The organism is Nostoc sp. CmiVER01 (genome assembly GCF_034531135.2).
Classification (GTDB): domain Bacteria; phylum Cyanobacteriota; class Cyanobacteriia; order Cyanobacteriales; family Nostocaceae; genus Nostoc.
The window spans coordinates 102,363-119,377 of sequence record NZ_JAVRBU020000018.1; the positions used below are offsets into that span (position 1 = coordinate 102,363).

At 41.4% G+C, this 17,015-nt stretch carries 13 protein-coding genes and 2 pseudogenes; 5 read left to right on the forward strand and 10 right to left on the reverse strand.

Annotation, left to right across the window (positions count from 1 at the left end):
• Positions 1-5: 5 nt before the first annotated feature.
• The 3 genes from RMZ43_RS28270 to RMZ43_RS28280 form a co-directional block, all read right to left on the reverse strand.
• Positions 6-191: a hypothetical protein gene (locus RMZ43_RS28270; RefSeq protein ID WP_322649519.1), complete on the reverse strand. Its 186-nt coding sequence runs from the start codon at positions 189-191 to the stop codon at positions 6-8.
• Between the two features lie 674 nt (positions 192-865).
• Positions 866-1,465, reverse strand: coding sequence for an integrin alpha (locus tag RMZ43_RS28275; protein WP_322649520.1), 600 nt, complete (start codon positions 1,463-1,465; stop codon positions 866-868).
• Between the two features lie 41 nt (positions 1,466-1,506).
• Entirely contained in the window at positions 1,507-2,580 is a 1,074-nt protein-coding gene (locus tag RMZ43_RS28280) for a TIGR03032 family protein (protein ID WP_322649521.1), read from the reverse strand.
• 30 nt (positions 2,581-2,610) lie between these two features.
• On the opposite strand from RMZ43_RS28280, the gene RMZ43_RS28285 reads away from it, so the two are divergent.
• The gene (locus RMZ43_RS28285) at positions 2,611-2,787 is read left to right on the forward strand and encodes a hypothetical protein (RefSeq protein WP_322649522.1); all 177 of its coding nucleotides are present in this window, start codon (positions 2,611-2,613) and stop codon (positions 2,785-2,787) included.
• Between the two features lie 741 nt (positions 2,788-3,528).
• On the opposite strand, the pseudogene RMZ43_RS28290 reads toward RMZ43_RS28285, so the two are convergent.
• From RMZ43_RS28290 to RMZ43_RS28310, 5 genes and pseudogenes are all read right to left on the reverse strand, one after another.
• Positions 3,529-3,859: pseudogene (locus RMZ43_RS28290) on the reverse strand (efflux RND transporter permease subunit); the annotation flags it as partial.
• 194 nt (positions 3,860-4,053) lie between these two features.
• Entirely contained in the window at positions 4,054-5,685 is a 1,632-nt protein-coding gene (locus RMZ43_RS28295) for an efflux RND transporter periplasmic adaptor subunit (protein ID WP_322649523.1), read from the reverse strand.
• A gap of 267 nt (positions 5,686-5,952) precedes the next feature.
• Positions 5,953-6,621, reverse strand: a complete 669-nt coding sequence (locus tag RMZ43_RS28300; protein ID WP_322649524.1) for a TetR/AcrR family transcriptional regulator — start codon at positions 6,619-6,621, stop codon at positions 5,953-5,955.
• A gap of 601 nt (positions 6,622-7,222) precedes the next feature.
• Complete coding sequence (locus RMZ43_RS28305; protein ID WP_322649525.1) at positions 7,223-8,512, reverse strand: glycosyltransferase family 4 protein; 1,290 nt, start codon at positions 8,510-8,512, stop codon at positions 7,223-7,225.
• A gap of 632 nt (positions 8,513-9,144) precedes the next feature.
• The gene (locus tag RMZ43_RS28310; protein WP_322654198.1) at positions 9,145-9,729 is read right to left on the reverse strand and encodes a PEP-CTERM sorting domain-containing protein; all 585 of its coding nucleotides are present in this window, start codon (positions 9,727-9,729) and stop codon (positions 9,145-9,147) included.
• A 297-nt stretch (positions 9,730-10,026) separates the two neighbouring features.
• On the opposite strand from RMZ43_RS28310, the gene glyS reads away from it, so the two are divergent.
• From glyS to RMZ43_RS28325, 3 genes are all read left to right on the forward strand, one after another.
• Complete coding sequence (gene glyS, locus RMZ43_RS28315) at positions 10,027-12,180, forward strand: glycine--tRNA ligase subunit beta (protein WP_322654197.1); 2,154 nt, start codon at positions 10,027-10,029, stop codon at positions 12,178-12,180.
• Between the two features lie 84 nt (positions 12,181-12,264).
• Complete coding sequence (gene murD, locus RMZ43_RS28320) at positions 12,265-13,773, forward strand: UDP-N-acetylmuramoyl-L-alanine--D-glutamate ligase (protein WP_322654196.1); 1,509 nt, start codon at positions 12,265-12,267, stop codon at positions 13,771-13,773.
• Positions 13,774-14,017: 244 nt separating this feature from the next.
• The gene (locus RMZ43_RS28325; protein ID WP_322654195.1) at positions 14,018-14,431 is read left to right on the forward strand and encodes a PAN domain-containing protein; all 414 of its coding nucleotides are present in this window, start codon (positions 14,018-14,020) and stop codon (positions 14,429-14,431) included.
• A gap of 86 nt (positions 14,432-14,517) precedes the next feature.
• Here the strand turns inward: RMZ43_RS28325 and RMZ43_RS28330 are convergent, their stop codons facing one another.
• Positions 14,518-14,742, reverse strand: a complete 225-nt coding sequence (locus RMZ43_RS28330) for a type II toxin-antitoxin system HicB family antitoxin (protein ID WP_322654194.1) — start codon at positions 14,740-14,742, stop codon at positions 14,518-14,520.
• Positions 14,742-14,846, reverse strand: a pseudogene (locus tag RMZ43_RS28335) (type II toxin-antitoxin system HicA family toxin); the annotation flags it as partial. The gene RMZ43_RS28330 and the pseudogene RMZ43_RS28335, both read right to left, overlap by 1 nt.
• Positions 14,847-15,167: 321 nt before the next feature.
• On the opposite strand from RMZ43_RS28335, the gene argS reads away from it, so the two are divergent.
• Positions 15,168-16,931: an arginine--tRNA ligase gene (argS, locus tag RMZ43_RS28340; RefSeq protein WP_322654193.1), complete on the forward strand. Its 1,764-nt coding sequence runs from the start codon at positions 15,168-15,170 to the stop codon at positions 16,929-16,931.
• The last annotated feature ends 84 nt before the right edge of the window (positions 16,932-17,015 follow it).

A 17,015-nucleotide genomic window follows, 5' to 3' on the forward strand; every position in this document is an offset into this window, starting at 1 on the left:
AATATCTAATGCTGTTGAGGCCCTTTAGCATCACATTCTTTAGCCCAGCAGCGTTCTAGAAGTCGAAGACGCCAGATTAATGCAAAGCGTTGGGGATTCAATACTAATTTAGTATCCTGACTAAATAAAGGCTGATTTAGATACTGCCAAAGGGGAAATTGAATTTTGGTGTATTTTGGATTTGGAGTCATAAGAACAACAAATATTATAAAAGTTTAGTGGTGAGAGTTGGCATTTTGTTTAACAATTGCCTGATGTTGTTTTTCTAGTTAAAGGCTACACTGCGTTTTTGCACTTGTCCTGGTGGCAATTGCGGAATTTCAGTAAGTAAGTTTATGTTATTTCCGCTTTAATACTGAAATTGCACACACCATTTTTCTGATTTCCCATCTCGTGAGAAGTTATACGATTTCACAATATTCATGGTACACATTGATTAAAAGCGTACAAATCTGCGCCTTTACAGTCAATTCATCTGTTACAAAGATTTTTAGAAGCGATCGCATTACCATCCAAAATCTTAACTCGGTAGCTTATTAGTAAATCGGGTAGTATGGCATTGAGGTGTCGAATTATAGCTTATAAAAGATTTGTAGTTTCTGTTACTAACTGTGATATTTATAAGTATTTTTTCTTCTCTCTGTTCTTTATGTGCCTCTGCGGTTCGTTAAAAAATTTGACTTTGATAAAGAGTTTTAGCCTTAACTCAAACGTATTGCTATCTAGTAATTATTAGTTTTTAAGGGGAGCAAGGTCTTGCTTCCCTTAATATTAGAGAATAGTGAAATTAGCGGCAGTGAGCGTTGTGGTACTAATGCCAGTTAGCGTTGCCAAGATTTCATCAGTAGCAGTCACTATGATGTTGTTACCAGCGAAACTTAGTTGATTGAAGGTCTGCCCCAATAATCAGGTCATCCAAGCCATCACCGTTGATATCTCCAACATTACTAACTGAGCTGCCTGAGTAGTCATTTATATTAACGCCGTTGAGGATGAAGCCATTGCTGCCGTTGAGGGTGGACAGGTTGAGGCTTGCTTCAAAGCCACTGCTGCTGCCAAATACCACATAGCTCTGTCCAGAACCAGCGTTGTTGTTAGAGGAGGCAGAGAATGCCCCAATAATTAAGTCATCGAAGCCGTCACCGTTGACATCTTTGCCACTATCGACGGAGAAACCTGAAAAGTTATATGCATAAACGCCGTTGAGTATGAAGCCGTTGCTGCCGTTGAGGGTGGACAGGTTGAAGCTTGCTTCAAAGTCACTGCTCTTGCCAAACACCACATAGGTCTGCCCCTGCCTACTCAAATCGCCGGCATACTCTGCCCCAATAATCAGGTCATCGAAACCGTCACCATTGATGTCTCCGGCACTACTAACAGATTTTCCAAGATTAGAGCCAGCGATCGCAAAACCATTGTTCCCGTTAATGTCAGAAAGGTTGAAAACTGCTGGATTAGGTGCCATTGTTTATGATTCCTCTTAAATTGTGAATTTTGAATTACTTCTCATCCCACCGTTACTACCCGCCGAACTTCGTCGCTGCGAAACCCGATCGCCATTGGACGACGTACCCCCAAAAGTGCTACTACGTCGTACAATTCCAGAACTACCCCCTCCATTCGCAAGGAATGGACAATATCGCCGCTTCTTAGATCAATCACTAGTAACCCACAGCGAGGCTCAACGTTTTTTTGTTGCAATTTATCGTCTAGAGGCAAGCCGCTAAAGGTCTTATTATGCCTGGGTTGCGAAATTCCCACTATTGCAAAGTCGCCATGAAATGCACAACCGCGCAGATATCCCGGACAGAAAGCCACTGGCTCAAACACTCCCCGCTTTAAATCGACAAAGCCAAACTCTCCCGCGCCTGAGTTGAGCAGCCAGAGTTTTTCCTGATGCCATCGTGGGGAGTGGGGCATGGATAATCCGCGCAATACAATTTCATTGCTTTCTACGTCAATGACACAGCCGCCATTTGCCCGATGTTCCCGCCAGCCTTCTGCTACATCTGACTGGCTAACGACGGTGACGTATTTAGGTTTTCCTTGTTGCATTGCCAACCCATTCAGGTGACATCTATCCTCCGCCGCTAGCTTGCTGAGAAAGTTTGGCTTCCACAAGGGAACGAAACTGTGGGTTTCGCTAACTGTTGCCAAACAACTAAATAAGGTATTGACAAATACTAATTTTTGTGAATCTAAATCTTTTTCTTCTGCTTTACTCAAAGCGATGTCGTGAATATCCAAATCTCCCGTCACATAACTCAGCTGAGGCAAATAAAGAGCATCGTAGCCTTGGTGGTTTTGTCCGGGTTGGATGATGTTTTCAAATCGCCACAGTTGATACAGGGAACTCATGTAGAGGCTATTGCCATTGGCATATAATCCCATGCACCGCTCAAAGCTACGTTCAAATACAGATAATTTGCCGTTTGGTTGCAAGCCGATAAAGAATAACTTCCCCGCTTGATAGGTAGTGAAGGACAAACTCAGGTTTTGCTCATACAGCCAAGGGGTAAACTGGCGAGAAGCGTTGATTTCTAGAGATGGTTTGTTAATGTTGCTGTCATTGGGATTCACTTGGCTTTGACTCCTTGATAACTCTGGTGTTTGATTGGTGATAATTTTGCCGCAGAGTATGATGCTCCTACTCTTGGATGTAAGCTAGGCAATACACCAGCAACAGCGTTTTTGTCATCTGCTTTATTGCGATCGCACTCAACACATTTCCTAGCCAGTGGTTCCTTATTTCAGAAATCTATCAGAGTATTGTCAGAGTCCTTTTAAAACAATAGATGGTTTTGTAATATAAAAGTATATCGTGTGTAATCTCAAACTTTCAATATACGTTTAAAGATAGATAGCTTAGTACAGATTCAGCTAATTATTGCATAACCTATTTCTGGATCTTATTTAATCCTCATTCCTAAGATTTAAACCAGTGCCTAAAGCGCCAAAAGCTAGTAGACCGAATATAGAAGTAGATTCGGGAATTGATTGAGAAACTGGGTCGGCACAGAAAACACCCCTGATGGTCTTACCACTGTCATCTATAAGCTCTGTATAGAAAGGGATTTTACCTGAATTATTAATACCTTCACAGCTGTACTAAGCTAATTACAAAAGCGGCGGCACAACAATTAAAACTTTATTTTACAATAGACATCTGCGACAATGAATGTAGAGACGTTGTATTGCAACGTCTCTACAAGGGTTTGAGTAACGCATAATTAATTTATGGAGATGTCTAATATCATGTCCGCCTAATTAGTTATAATTCCCGCATCTATGCAAAAAGCGCAAAAGCCTCTTTCCTCCTGCGGTTTAAATGATAAGTCTTTAACCGGACACGATATGATATGTAGCGGCAGTTATAAAGGGTGATAAACTACCGCTACAATTGGATAAAATTAACTAGCAAAAATAGAGACTCAATCCTCAGATTTTGTTGAATATGCAACAGTTTTTCCATCCAAGGGAACTGCCTCTGTCTGCAATTGTTGATGCATGTTAGAAAGGTAAGCGATCGCTCATAACTTGACCAGCCGCAATATCTTTATCCCGTGATGAATCAAAGGTGGCTGTAATGGTACTAGTACCATCGTTACTGCTACTATAAGTAAGATATCTTAGTCCCTCAACCCCGTTGATTTGCCTTTCTAAAATATTTGTCACCCCACTTTCTACAACTTCAGCACTAGCTCCGCTATAGTTGGAAGTCACACTGATTTGGGTGGGACTAATTTCTGGGAACCTAGCGATCGGTAGTGAGGGAATATTAATTAATCCTATTAAAAGGATGATGATCGCACAGACCGATGCAAAGATTGGCCGCTTAATTAAAGAAGTCAACAAACATAGCTTAAAAAATTGGGCATTGGGTATTTGGTATTAGGCATGGGGCATTGAGCATTGGGCGCAAGGGGAAACACTTGTTGCAAGTTCTGATTTAAGTCCCCTTGTCCCCTTGTCCCCTTGTCTCCCCTGCCTCCCCTGCCTCCCCTGCCTCCCCTGCTCCCTTTGCCCCCTTACTCTCTCATCTCCCATCTTCAACTAAAGCTTGCGACTACCTACTTCTTCCGGTGCAGGAGTAATGGGAGCGCCATTGGTTAGACTGAGAATACCGGAAACAACAATTTTATCTCCAGCTTTTAATCCTTCGATAACTTGATAATTATTCCCTTCAATAACTCCTAATTTCACAGGTTTTTGTTGAGCAACTAAAGACGGTGTTTCAGCTTTCTTTTCTGCTGGCACTTCAGTTTTCTTTTCTGCTGGTGCTTCAGCTTTCTCTTCTTTTGGTGCTTCAGCTACAAACACAAAAGTCTCTCCACCCAGGCGAGATACTGCTGTAACGGGAATTAAAATTCCTGGACGTTGGTTCCAAATCACTCTGGTTTGGACTGACTGGCGATTGATCAGTTGACTTCTAGAATTATTACCAAAGTTGGCTTTTACCAAAACTGTTTGCGAATCTGAACTGGCATTTGGAGAGATGAAGTTCACCTTACCCCTTGCTACGGGTTTGCCTTGGGCATTCAGCATTTGCACTGGTAATCCCAAGCGCAGCTTTTTGGCTTCTTCTAGGGGAACGGAAATATTCAGTTCTAAAGAGTCATTTCTAGTCAGTGTAGTAAGCTGGTCTGCTTTTTCCACATAATCTCCCACCTTTGCTGGAATATCACCAACAATGCCAGTGAAAGGTGCAAGGACTTTAGTGTATTGCACTTGCACTTGGGCTGCTTGGACTTGGGCTGCTGCTTGACTTACTTGCGATCGCGCTTGGGCAATTTCTTCTGGACGCGAACCATTTTCTAATTGCCTTAAGTTTTGTTTCTGTTGTTCTAGGGCGCCAGCTAGCTCATTGATACTAGAATTTCTGCTTTGGCGGAGTTGATCTAGGCGTTTCTGGGCTACGACAAGGGCCGCTTCAGCACTTTGCTGTTCTTTGACATATCCTTCTAAGGTATCTTGGGAAACAGCACCCTCTTTTCTCAATTGTGTGTATCGCTTGGCTCTTGATTGTGCTAGTTCTACATCAGATTTAGCTGACTGAATTTGAGCCTCAGCTTGAGCAATTTCTTGTGGTTGTGATCCCGATTGGGCATCTCTAAATTTAGCTTGGGCTTGGGCTAACTGCGCTCTAGCTTGGGCAACTTCTTCTTTTCGTGTACCTGCAATAAGTTCAGCAAGCTTTGCTTGGGCTTGTTGTAATCCGGCTTTTGCTTGTGATAATTGAGCTAGGACATTATCACTTTCTAAGCTAATAATAACCTGCCCTTGTTGAACACGGTTGCCTTCTTGGATGAAAATCTGGGTTATTCGTCCATCAACCTGCGGCTTGATGATTACTGCCCGTGGAGCCTCTAAGGAGCCAATAAACTCTGAGCTTTCCTGCACAGTTTCAGTTTGCACAGTTGCTAGCTTAACGGGAATTGCCATCGGTTGACCAGCAGCAGGCCCGCCCGGTGGTGCATTGCTAGCATTACTAGTTTGCCACCAGCGCCAACCAATACCAACACCTGCAACTAACAGTATGATTCCCAACAGCAAGGGCCAACGCCGCTTTTTAGGTGGCTTAGGCGATTGCTCTGACAATGGTTGCGACTCTTGATTAGAATCAGTAACAGAATCCTGTTGTGTTTCAATAGGTAGGGTAGAATCAGGGAACTCAGAATTGGACATAATATTTGGTTTCTCGTCTTGTGGATTTAGACTTGGGCAATCTACTCTTCGCTAAAAAAGCATTATTTGAATAGCTTTTTAACCTTTTTTTCTTGATTTTGGTAACAAATATATATTTGGATATCTGGGCGATCGCTTACGTTGTCTAGCACCTGGAATAAATGCTCCACAGCATATTGTGAATATTTTGTACATTACTTAGCTAAAATCATTTTCAAGGTGTAATTTATAAAACTTTTTTAGATAGTATAAACCCAGTGCCTTAGTTCAAAGATAAAACAGGGTTGATCTTGTTACAAAAGAATCAACTGAACTTGCTATCTTCCTGTAACGCACAAATAAATTCACACAAGTTTCTATGTAGCATTCACGACTGTATTCTAGTGCAGTGGGGATATGGCTAAAACGCAACATACCGTGAAGCAACATACCCTTAAAACTATCCACAGATGCTTTCAAATCTATATCTGAGGGCATCGTGCCTTTCTCTTGATTCTTTTGTAAGTACCCAACTAGCTGTTCGCGCAGCGATGTGTCATTCTTGTATAAAATTAGACGGGTGGCTTGGGGATGTCGCTTTGCTTCCTCAATAAATGTCCGAATCAGGTCTTCATGCTCCTCTATCATTTGGTTGCAAAGCTTTGCATAATTCTTGAGTTCAATGTGTAGCTCTTGAGTCCAATTGTTGTGATGGGCTACAGCTTCTGTCTGTAAAGCGTAGGCGTAGCCCGCCGAAGGCATCGCTTTCGTAATCACAGCAGCTAATAGCTGCTCTTTGGTCTGGAAATGACGAAATAAAGTTACCTCATTGACCACAGCAACACGAGCAATTTCTTGCGTTATCACTCTTGTTAAACCTGCTCTTGCAAACACTTGAGTTGCTGCTTTGATCAAGCGTGCATGAGTTTGTGCCGTCCTTGATGCTAAGTTTTCCATAAGCGTTTGCAAGTGCTTGCTTGCATTATAATCACATAGAACACGAGACTAGCATAAGTTACAGATGAGTTTATCGCTCTTAAGTAGTAGTGAATACTGATCTTAAGGAAGAAAAAAGTATGAACCAATGCCAACTCTTGGAGAAGCTTGTCTGCAACACGCTGCGCGTAGCTTGCTTCGACCTAATAGTACGCCAATGCTATTAACTCAGCTTTATTAAGTAACGTTGCAAGTTTCATCGAGTTATCCTCATCAAGAAACGACGTGCAATTTAACCAGTGTTGTCTAGATTCCTATTTTTGAGCAGTCTCAACTTCCTACACTTAGGTCACCCGATCGGTTGATTTTCAACTCACCCGAATGGGTGATTTAATTTTTCATAATTATGGTTTTGTTTTCTCAACCGCTTAAGTAGGTCGGCGCGTAAATAATTATTGTTGCAATAAGGCAGTTATTGCTGGGGGCAGGGAGCAGGGGGAGAAAGAGTTTGAGCTTTATTTACTTTTGTTTACATAGTTTGGTTCTATTGTACCGACTTACTTAATGTTTGCTAATTCAGAAGCATCTCATTTTGGAAAAAAATCTCCACTATCCAGCCATATCAACCATCTACAACTGATTTCTTGGAGTTTAATTTTGGCAAGATACCTAGAAGTGACTTTTGGTTAGTAACAATATGAGAAAGCAGCCCTTCATATCGATTAAGTGCTTGTTCCAAGGAATAGTTTTCTTCGGCAAACTGTCTTCCTGCGTTACCTAGATTCGTCCCTAGAGTAGGATTAGTATATAAATCATGCACCGCAGCAGCCATTGCATCGGGTGATTCTGGCTCAACAATTATCCCACCACCACTAAGTTTTATTGCTTTTGCGGCAGTACCAGTAGCGGGAACTGAACCCACAATCGGGCGGCCACTCGCCAACAATAGTGGTATTTTTGAAGGCATATTGAACGAAATCACATTGCGTTTTTGCACAATCAACCCTACATCAGATGCTGCTAGCATTTCGGGTAGTTTTTCTCGCGGCTGCAACGGTAGCAGCAAAACATTATCTGCTTCATTTAAAAGACAATATTTCTGCAACCTTTGCAATGCTGTTGCTTCGCCAACGATAACAAAGACAATCTCCTTTATATGACGCAAGCAAACTGCTGCTTCTATTACTGTTTCCAAACCTTGTGTTAGAGCAATATTGCCCGAATAAAGTACTACAAATTTTCCATTAAGTTGATGGCTAGATATCCAGGAGTTGTTCTGTTTTGGTACAGGGCAGATGAAATTTACATTTACCCAATTGGGAATACAAACGATTTTATTAGTAGGTACTCCCTTATTCACCAAATTCTCACGAAACCCATCGGCAATGACACTAATAGTATGTGCAGACCGATATGCAAATTTTTCTAGACCTGCAAGAGTTCGGATCATCCACTTGTTCTTCAATAGCCCGATACGTACCGCAGCATCTGGTAGAATATCTTGCACATTCAAAACTACTGGACAGTTATATAACCAACTAAATATTGTTACTGGTAAAGTACCGAAAAGAGGTGGAACTGTTAAAATAATCACGTCAGGGCGTCTGTCTTTAAAGATTTGGGGTAAGCTTGTGAAAACAAAGCTCAACTCCAGCAACAGCCGATCTAGGAGATTAGGTTTAGACTTAATTCGTAAATAACTTCGTTGAATGATGACGCCATTTATTTGTTCAGTAGTGTACCACTTACCCCGATACTCATCATAAATTTCGCGCTGAGGATAGTTGGGCATTCCCGTAATCACGCGCACTTGGTGACCTCGCTTTACTAGTCCTTCTGCTAATTCAGTCATCAACGGAGCAATACCAATCGGCTCTGGATGATAGTTATAGGAATAAATCAGTATGTGCATGAGCTATTTATGAATTTTGTGAAGATACCCGGATATAATCGGATTTATTCCTTAATAGTCAGTCAGTATAGGCTGCTACTTTTATGATTTAAGTTTTTAAATTTGCTTCATTAACAGTGCGTTAAACATTGTTGATGAATTTTTTTTGCTTTTAAAAGACAATTTTTATACTGCATAATGCAATTAAAAATTCTAATATCTTTGTGTGTAAACAGCTTAGGTTTTTAGAAGTTGTTTTAAAAGTTCCAGAAAGTATAATTTCTGGTTCTGGTCTGGATAAACTATAACGAAAACATCAACTTTCAGTTATGTACTGAAATGCTTCGCTGTGTTCACCATGAGAGTAAAATACCCTTTTAAAACATCCTCTTCAAGGCATAGTTTTTAGTTTCTAGTTATTTATGAGAATATTTGTCCTGGTTGTTTCTTAATTAATGCGTAAATTTACACTTGGGGGATTCTACCATCATATTCAAGCTCGTGCATATAACCCACATTCCGCCCTTTAAACTGGCACATAGCCTTGATGAGAATTAATAGTTTTAATGATAGCCCTACCAGTTCAGTGAACTAGTAGGGCTAGAATAGAGATTCAGTAAATTGAGCAAGCTCTGACTAGAAAGCCCTAATTTCTAGCAAGAGGCTTGCTTTTTCTTTAAAGATGAACCTACACCCAAGGCAGCAAATGCTAGCAAACCTAACATAGAAGCAGGTTCAGGAACTTTGGATACCTGAATAGAGCCAGAATTTTGATCTAGTGTGATTGACGTTCCCTGTTGATCGACATCCTGACGGAAGACCAAAGAGTCGCCAATAGTTCCCTGAAGGAAATATTCTCCAATTACACCCGTCCCTCCTGCTACATCAAACGGGCCGAACAGTGTTTGAGTGGAAGTATCAAAGTTGAAAGCGAAGAAATCAGATTGTGACACCCCACCACTAACGGTGCTATAAGTTCCTAGAGGATTATTAGATGGGTCTAAGAAGGAGACATTCAAGGATTGTAAAAAGTTGGTTGCTCCACTACCACTTTCTGAAATAATTGTAGGCGCTGTAGTTTCGTCGTAGCTAAATGAACCTATTGCTGAATAACCAGCATCACCTTGCCAATTAAAGTTTAACTCAATAGCTTGGGCTGGGTTGTTAGCAGCAATCGCAACACTAAAAGCAGCACTGGTGGCTGCGATCGCGGCGATTTCGGTGAAAATATTTTTCATGGTCATAACTCCAAAATTTGTTGAAATAATGCAAATATCAATGCATTAAACACAATTAAGCTTACGATATAAATATTTATCCGTAAATACCGCATAAAAGTAAGGTAACAAATGTAATAAATTCATGAAGCTCAACACTTTTTTATGAAGTTTTGGATAAAATACCAAATCTATCTAACAAACCTAAGCTCGACTTTATCAAGCAAAAGATATCTGGCAAGGCTGACTAAAAATCACGAGCGATCGCTTGAGAATAACTGATAAAGTTGAGCTACGCAAAGTTGAAAACAGTATTATATGCCTGCGTTTCTATTAGAAGTTGGTACAGAAGAACTACCTGCAAGTTTTCTCAGTGATGCTTTAGTGCAATGGCAGGAACGTATTCCCCAAAGCCTGGAAGCGAACAGCCTTAAGGGCGAAAGTGTCCAGGTGTACGGTACTCCCCGGCGTTTGGCGGTAGTGATTAAAGGTCTACCACCCCAGCAAGTAGACCGAGAAGAAGAAATTAAAGGGCCCCCCGCCCAAGCCGCCTTTAAAGATGGTCAGCCTACTGCTGCTGCTATCGGCTTTGCCAAAAAGCAAGGTGTGGAAATAGATGCGCTGTTCCTTCGTCCCACTGACAAAGGAGAATTTGTTTTTGTACAAAAAAAAATCCCCGGTCGTCCTGTGGCGGAAATTTTGACAGAACTTATTCCCCAATGGATTTGGGGTTTAGAAGGTAAGCGGTTGATGCGTTGGGGAAATGGAGATGCCAGGTTTTCCCGACCAATTCGCTGGTTGGTAGCTTTGTTAGATCAAACAGTGCTACCTCTAGAATTAGTGAATGGTTCTAAAACGATTCAGAGCGATCGCACTTCTCAAGGTCATCGGGTCTTACATCCTGATCCTGTGACAATTGCTCAAGCTACTGATTATGTTACCGCCCTCAAGTCTGCATCTGTGACCGTTGACCCAGAAGAACGGGCAAATATTATCAAAGAGCAAGTAAAGACAGTAGCAGGGAATTTAGGCGGGTATACAGTAATTTACCCCGATTTATTAGAGGAAGTAACCAACCTTGTAGAATATCCTTCCGCAGTTGTCGGTAAGTTTGAACCAGAATTTTTGGAATTACCAACTGAGGTAATTACTGAAGTCATGGTTACTCATCAGCGTTATTTCCCTGTATTCAAACCTGATAGTTTTGAGCAAGAGTTATTGCCTAATTTCATCACCATTTCTAACGCTGATCCCCAGAAATCAGATATTGTTGCTGTCGGGAATGAAAGAGTAATTCGTGCTAGATTAGCTGATGGTAGATTTTTCTACGAAGCTGATTTAACTAAGCCAATAGATAGCTTTTTACCGCAACTGGAAAAAGTCACTTTCCAAGAAGAATTGGGTTCGGTGCGTACCAAGGTAGATAGGATAGTTAAAATCACCGAGCTAATAGCCACCCAATTAGAATTAGCCCAAAATCAAAGCCAAAGAATCCAACGTGCTGCTTTATTATGTAAAGCAGATTTAGTTACTCAAATGGTGTATGAATTTCCTGAATTGCAAGGCATCATGGGCGAAAAATATGCCTTAGCCAGTGGTGAAGACGCCGAAGTAGCAAAGGCAATTTATCAACATTATTTGCCCACAGGAGCCAGTGATAATTTCCCCGAAACGCTCACGGGTCAAATTGTCGCTTTGGCAGATAGATTAGATACTTTAGTAAGTATCTTTGGTTTAGGTTTAATTCCCTCTGGTTCCTCTGATCCCTTCGCCTTGCGTCGTGCGGCTAATGCTGTAGTTAAAATTACTTGGTTTTATAATTTGCCGATAAATCTAGATGATTTATTAGCGCAAATATCCACAGATTTTGCCGCGAAATATCACAAAGATCAAGCATCATTAACCGCAGCATTGCAAGAGTTTTTCTTACAACGCATCCGCACTCTACTACAAGAAGAAAAGCAGATTGATTACGACCTAGTAAATGCCGTTTTGGGAGAAAATGATCCAGAATATACAGAACGGGCGTTAAAAGATTTATTGGATGTACGCGATCGCGCCTTATACTTACAACAAATCCGCAATGAAAGTAGCTTAGATCACATCTACGAAACCGTTAACCGTTCCACACGATTAGCCGCTCAAGGTGATTTGGATACAAAAGAGCTAGAACCGACAACCGTAGTCCGTCAAGAATTATTCCAAAAGCCCTCTGAACTCGCTTTGTATAATGCCTTAATCGAATCAGTACCACAAACTCAAGCAGCACAGCAGACACGAAATTATCAACTGTTATTAGCAGCACTAGGAAAAATTGCTCCGACAGTTAGTAACTTCTTTGATGGGCCAGATAGCGTATTAGTTATGGACTCCGATCTAGAAGTCAAACGTAATCGATTGCACTTACTTGGATTAGTTCGCAATCATGCCCGTGTTTTAGCTGACTTTGGGGCGATCGTCAAAAATCTGTAGCGTAAGTCAACAAAAAGTTGTGTAATTTTTGCCAATAGACGCTAGTATAGGGAGTGCTTAACCAGGGACACTCTGCTGCAATCTATGTCCAGAGCTACTGTAATTGGATTGGGAAAGTCCGGTATTGCTGCGGCGAGATTGTTGAAACGGGAAGGTTGGGAGGTAGAGCTAACTGATAGCAACACCTCCGAAACCCTCCTACTACAACAACAAGAACTCGCTGCCGAGCAAATAACCGTAAAACTAGGCCAATCCCTAGAATTGAATGCTGCTAATTTACCCCAATTAATAGTTGTTAGTCCTGGCGTACCTTGGGATATTCCGGTATTAATCAAGGCACGCCAATTAGGTATTGAAACCATTGGGGAAATGGAACTTGCTTGGCGAAATTTGCGCTCGCTACCTTGGGTAGGAATTACAGGCACTAATGGTAAAACTACTACCACAGCTTTAATTGCTGCCATTTTCCAAGCAGCAGGCTTAAATGCACCCGCCTGCGGTAATATTGGCTACGCCGCTTGTGATGTAGCCCTATCTTGGAAGGGGAGAGGGGCAGGGGGCAGGGAGCAGGGAGCAGGGGGAGCATTTGATAATTCCTGTACAGACGCGATTAATCGCGTCTCTACTCCTAACCCTTCACTCGATTGGGTGATTGCGGAAATTAGCAGCTATCAAGTAGAGTCTTCGAGTTCTCTTGCGCCGCGTATCGGTGTTTGGACGACTTTCACACCGGATCATCTTAGTCGCCATAAGACTTTAGAGAATTATTACAACATCAAAGCCAAGCTGTTGCGTCAGTCCGAATTGCAAGTGTTCAATGGCGATGATGCTTACTTGAGGCAGCAAGGTTTAAGTGCTTGGCCTGATGCTTATTGGACAAGTGTTAAAGGAAAAGATTTCCTGATTAGCGAAAAAGGCTTTTACATCGAGGATGACTGGGTTGTGGAAAAATTGACTGCAACCTCTGCACCAGAACCGATTGTGAAAGTATCCACTTTGCGGATGGTGGGAGAACATAACCAACAAAATCTCTTGATGGCAGTAGCAACGGCACGATTAGCAGGAATTAATCGTGATGCGATCGCACTTGCAATTCGGGAATTTCCTGGCGTTGCTCATCGTTTGGAGCATATCTGCACTTGGGAAGGTATTGATTTCATTAACGATAGTAAAGCTACTAACTATGATGCTGCCGAAGTTGGTTTAGCATCCGTGAAAAGTCCAGCGATTTTAATTGCTGGTGGAGAAGCTAAAGCAGGTGATGATACTGGCTGGCTAGCACAAATTCAAAACAAAGCTGCTGCTGTGTTATTGATTGGCTCTGCTGCACCCAAATTTGCCCAACGTCTCCAAGAGGTGGGGTATTATTCCTACCATATTGTGGAAACAATGGAAAGGGCAGTTCCTAGAGCGGCGGAATTAGCTAAGGAGTATGAAGCGCCTGTGGTGTTACTATCTCCGGCTTGCGCGAGTTTCGACCAGTACCCGAATTTTGAGGTGCGGGGCGATCGTTTCCGTCAGTTGTGCCTTGCTTGGGCAAAAGCAGAGAAGCTTCAACACAATTCGATTCTTTCATCTCCTTTGCCTAATTAATTCGGCATTGCTGATTACAATGTATGAATCTGGGTGTAGAGACGTTGCAACATAACGTTTTTACAAAAGTTTTGAAATCACGCAAAATCATTTTCATACCTCAATTCAGAAACGCCACTAATTCACTGTGTAGCTGCAAGTCACACAGTGAATTCATTATGTGAAATTATTAACAATTTTGGTATTTTATAGCAAATAACTGTACTATACACATCTAATAATACTGTGCAGCCAGGAGAGATTTATGAAATTCAAAATGGTCACAGCTTGGCGATATGCAAAGAAAAATTTTGTTTTCCCAAGAAATATTATATTTTTTGGGTTGGTACTTTTGCTAATTTTAGGTTTTAGTACAGCTGTAAACTTGATCCCATTGGCTCAACCTGCCACAGCTCAAGTGAGTCCACTCTCAACCACTATTTCACGTTTTACCGTAACTGCTGAATTTGGTAGAGATAGAGCAGGTAGCGATTACTCTCGATTTCCTATTGAACCATTCGCTTCAGTTTGTCAGCAGTCTTGTGTTAATGATAGTAGGTGTAGTGCTTATACCTATGTTCGGCCAGGAGTACAAGGTGCTAGTGCTATTTGTTATTTAAAAACTATAGCACCAGCATCAACACCAAATAGCTGCTGTGTATCCGGTGTGAAATTGTAAGTTAAAAGTGCGGTGCGATCGCATCATCATATAGACTTCAATATTCTAGAAGGATTGTTTAGAACTAATTTAGTGGTTTCCTATAATTATGTTTTGCTGTAGTTTGCAACTTCAACCTCATGAGCGATGCTTGTAGGTTGAGGAATAGGTAAACCATCTTCTAACATTCCTTCTAGATGAAATTTAATAGCTTCTGCAATCATCTGCTTGACTTCTTCTAAAGTTTCACCCACAGCTACACAACCGGGTAAATCAGGGATATAAGCGCCGTAACTAGTTTCTCCCTTTTCAATCACAACTGTATAACGCATTAGTCTTCCTCCAATTGAGCTTGTCTCCAAATATTTTTAAGAGTACCAATTGGCATATCTACATTTGGTTTACCAGACACTGTTACAGTACTGGATTTATCTGGATATTTGAACTGTGGATGACTACCTTTAGTTCTGGCAAGATACCAACCATCAGCTTCTAGTCATTTGATAACTTCGCGTACTTTCATGCTAACGCTTATCTGTATAGGTGAAATTTATATACAGATAGAGTGTCTTATTGAGAAAGAAAAGTAAACGACATTATGTCGTAATTTCTGTCCGTAATTTTGTCGTGGGTTTCAGCATTGCTAAGTAGAGGGACAAAAACATCTCTCATGAATCGAGTGGCTCAAAATGAAATGCTAAAGTTAATAATCAAGCTTTTCTAGAGCTACATTCTCTCTCCCAGATAAAATTTATATATGAACGCTACACAAGAAAAACTAAAAGTTCAGCTTGAGAAGGCAATAGTTGCGGCTTTTGGCGCCGATTTTGCTGGAGTAGATCCAATTTTGGTTCCTGCTAGCAATCCTAAATTTGGTGATTATCAGGCGAATGTGGCTTTATCCCTGAGTAAAAAGTTAGGAAAGCAACCAAGAGCGATCGCAGGTGCGATCGCCCTGAAACTAGATGTATCCGAAATCTGCGAACCGCCAGAAATTGCTGGCCCAGGATTTATCAATCTGAAACTGAAAACGGCCTATCTGGAAGCACAACTGAACGAGATTCAAGCCGATACAAGGTTGGGAGTTCCAGCCGCGAAAACACCCAAGCGGGAAATTGTGGATTTTTCCAGTCCGAATATTGCTAAAGAAATGCACGTTGGACACTTGCGTTCTACGATTATTGGTGATTCCATCGCTCGGATTTTAGAATTTCAAGGACATGATGTTTTACGGTTAAATCATATAGGTGATTGGGGTACACAGTTTGGCATGTTAATTGCCTATCTGCGGGAAGTTTACCCAGACGCACTTACCACCGCTAATGCTTTAGATATTGGTGATTTAGTCTCTTTTTACCGCAAAGCCAAATTGCGCTTTGATGCCGATGAAGCTTTTCAAGAAACAGCACGTCAAGAAGTCGTCAGATTACAAGCAGGTGCAGAGGATACACTTCATGCTTGGAAACTGCTGTGTGAACAATCACGGCATGAGTTTCAAATAATTTATGAGTTGCTAGATATCAAGTTGACTGAACGGGGCGAATCTTTCTATAATCCCTTACTACCACAAGTTGTGGAAGATTTAGAAAAATCTGGCTTACTGGTAGAAAACCAAGGGGCAAAATGCGTTTTCTTAGAAGGGTTTACAAATAGAGAAGGTGAACCTTTACCTTTAATTGTGCAGAAATCAGATGGCGGCTATAACTACGCCACAACAGATTTAGCATCCCTCCGCTACCGGATTGGGCAGGATCAAGCAAAGCGGATAATTTATGTAACAGATGCTGGACAAGGAAACCACTTTGCTCAAGTTTTTCAAGTTGCACGCAAAGCTGGATGGATTCCTGATGATGTGGAATTAGTGCATGTGCCCTTTGGGTTGGTGTTAGGAGAAGATGGTAAAAAGTTCAAAACTCGTTCTGGGGATACTGTGCGGTTACGGGATTTATTAGATGAAGCTGTTTCTCGTGCCCATGCTGACCTAAAAACCAGATTACAAGAAGAAGAACGTCAAGAAACTGAAGAATTTATTAATGAAGTTGCTAGGGTAGTTGGGATCAGTGCAGTTAAGTATGCAGACTTGAGCCAAAACCGCACCAGTAACTACATTTTCAGCTACGACAAAATGCTGGATTTCAAAGGTAATACTGCGCCTTATATGTTGTATGCTTATGCGCGGATTCAGGGGATTAGTCGCAAAGGCGATATTAACTTTAAGGAGTTGGGAAACAATGCTGTTTTGTTAGAGCATGAAACTGAATTAGCTCTAGCAAAATATTTACTTCAACTGGATGAAGTTATTAGTAATGTAGAGCAAGATTTGCTGCCTAATCGTTTATGTGAGTATTTGTATGAACTGAGTAAAAAGTTTAACCAGTTTTACGATCGCAATCAGGGAGTTCAGGTGTTGGAGGCGGAGGAACCGCAGAGGACATCACGCTTGGTTTTATGTGATTTGACTGCTAGAACTCTGAAGTTGGGATTAGAGTTGTTGGGAATTGAGGTATTGGAGAGGATGTAATTTTTTTAACGCAAAGTGACGCTGAGGTAGCGCAAAGGTACGCAGAGTAAGAGTTAAGCTAATTTTTTCTTTGCGTACTTTGCG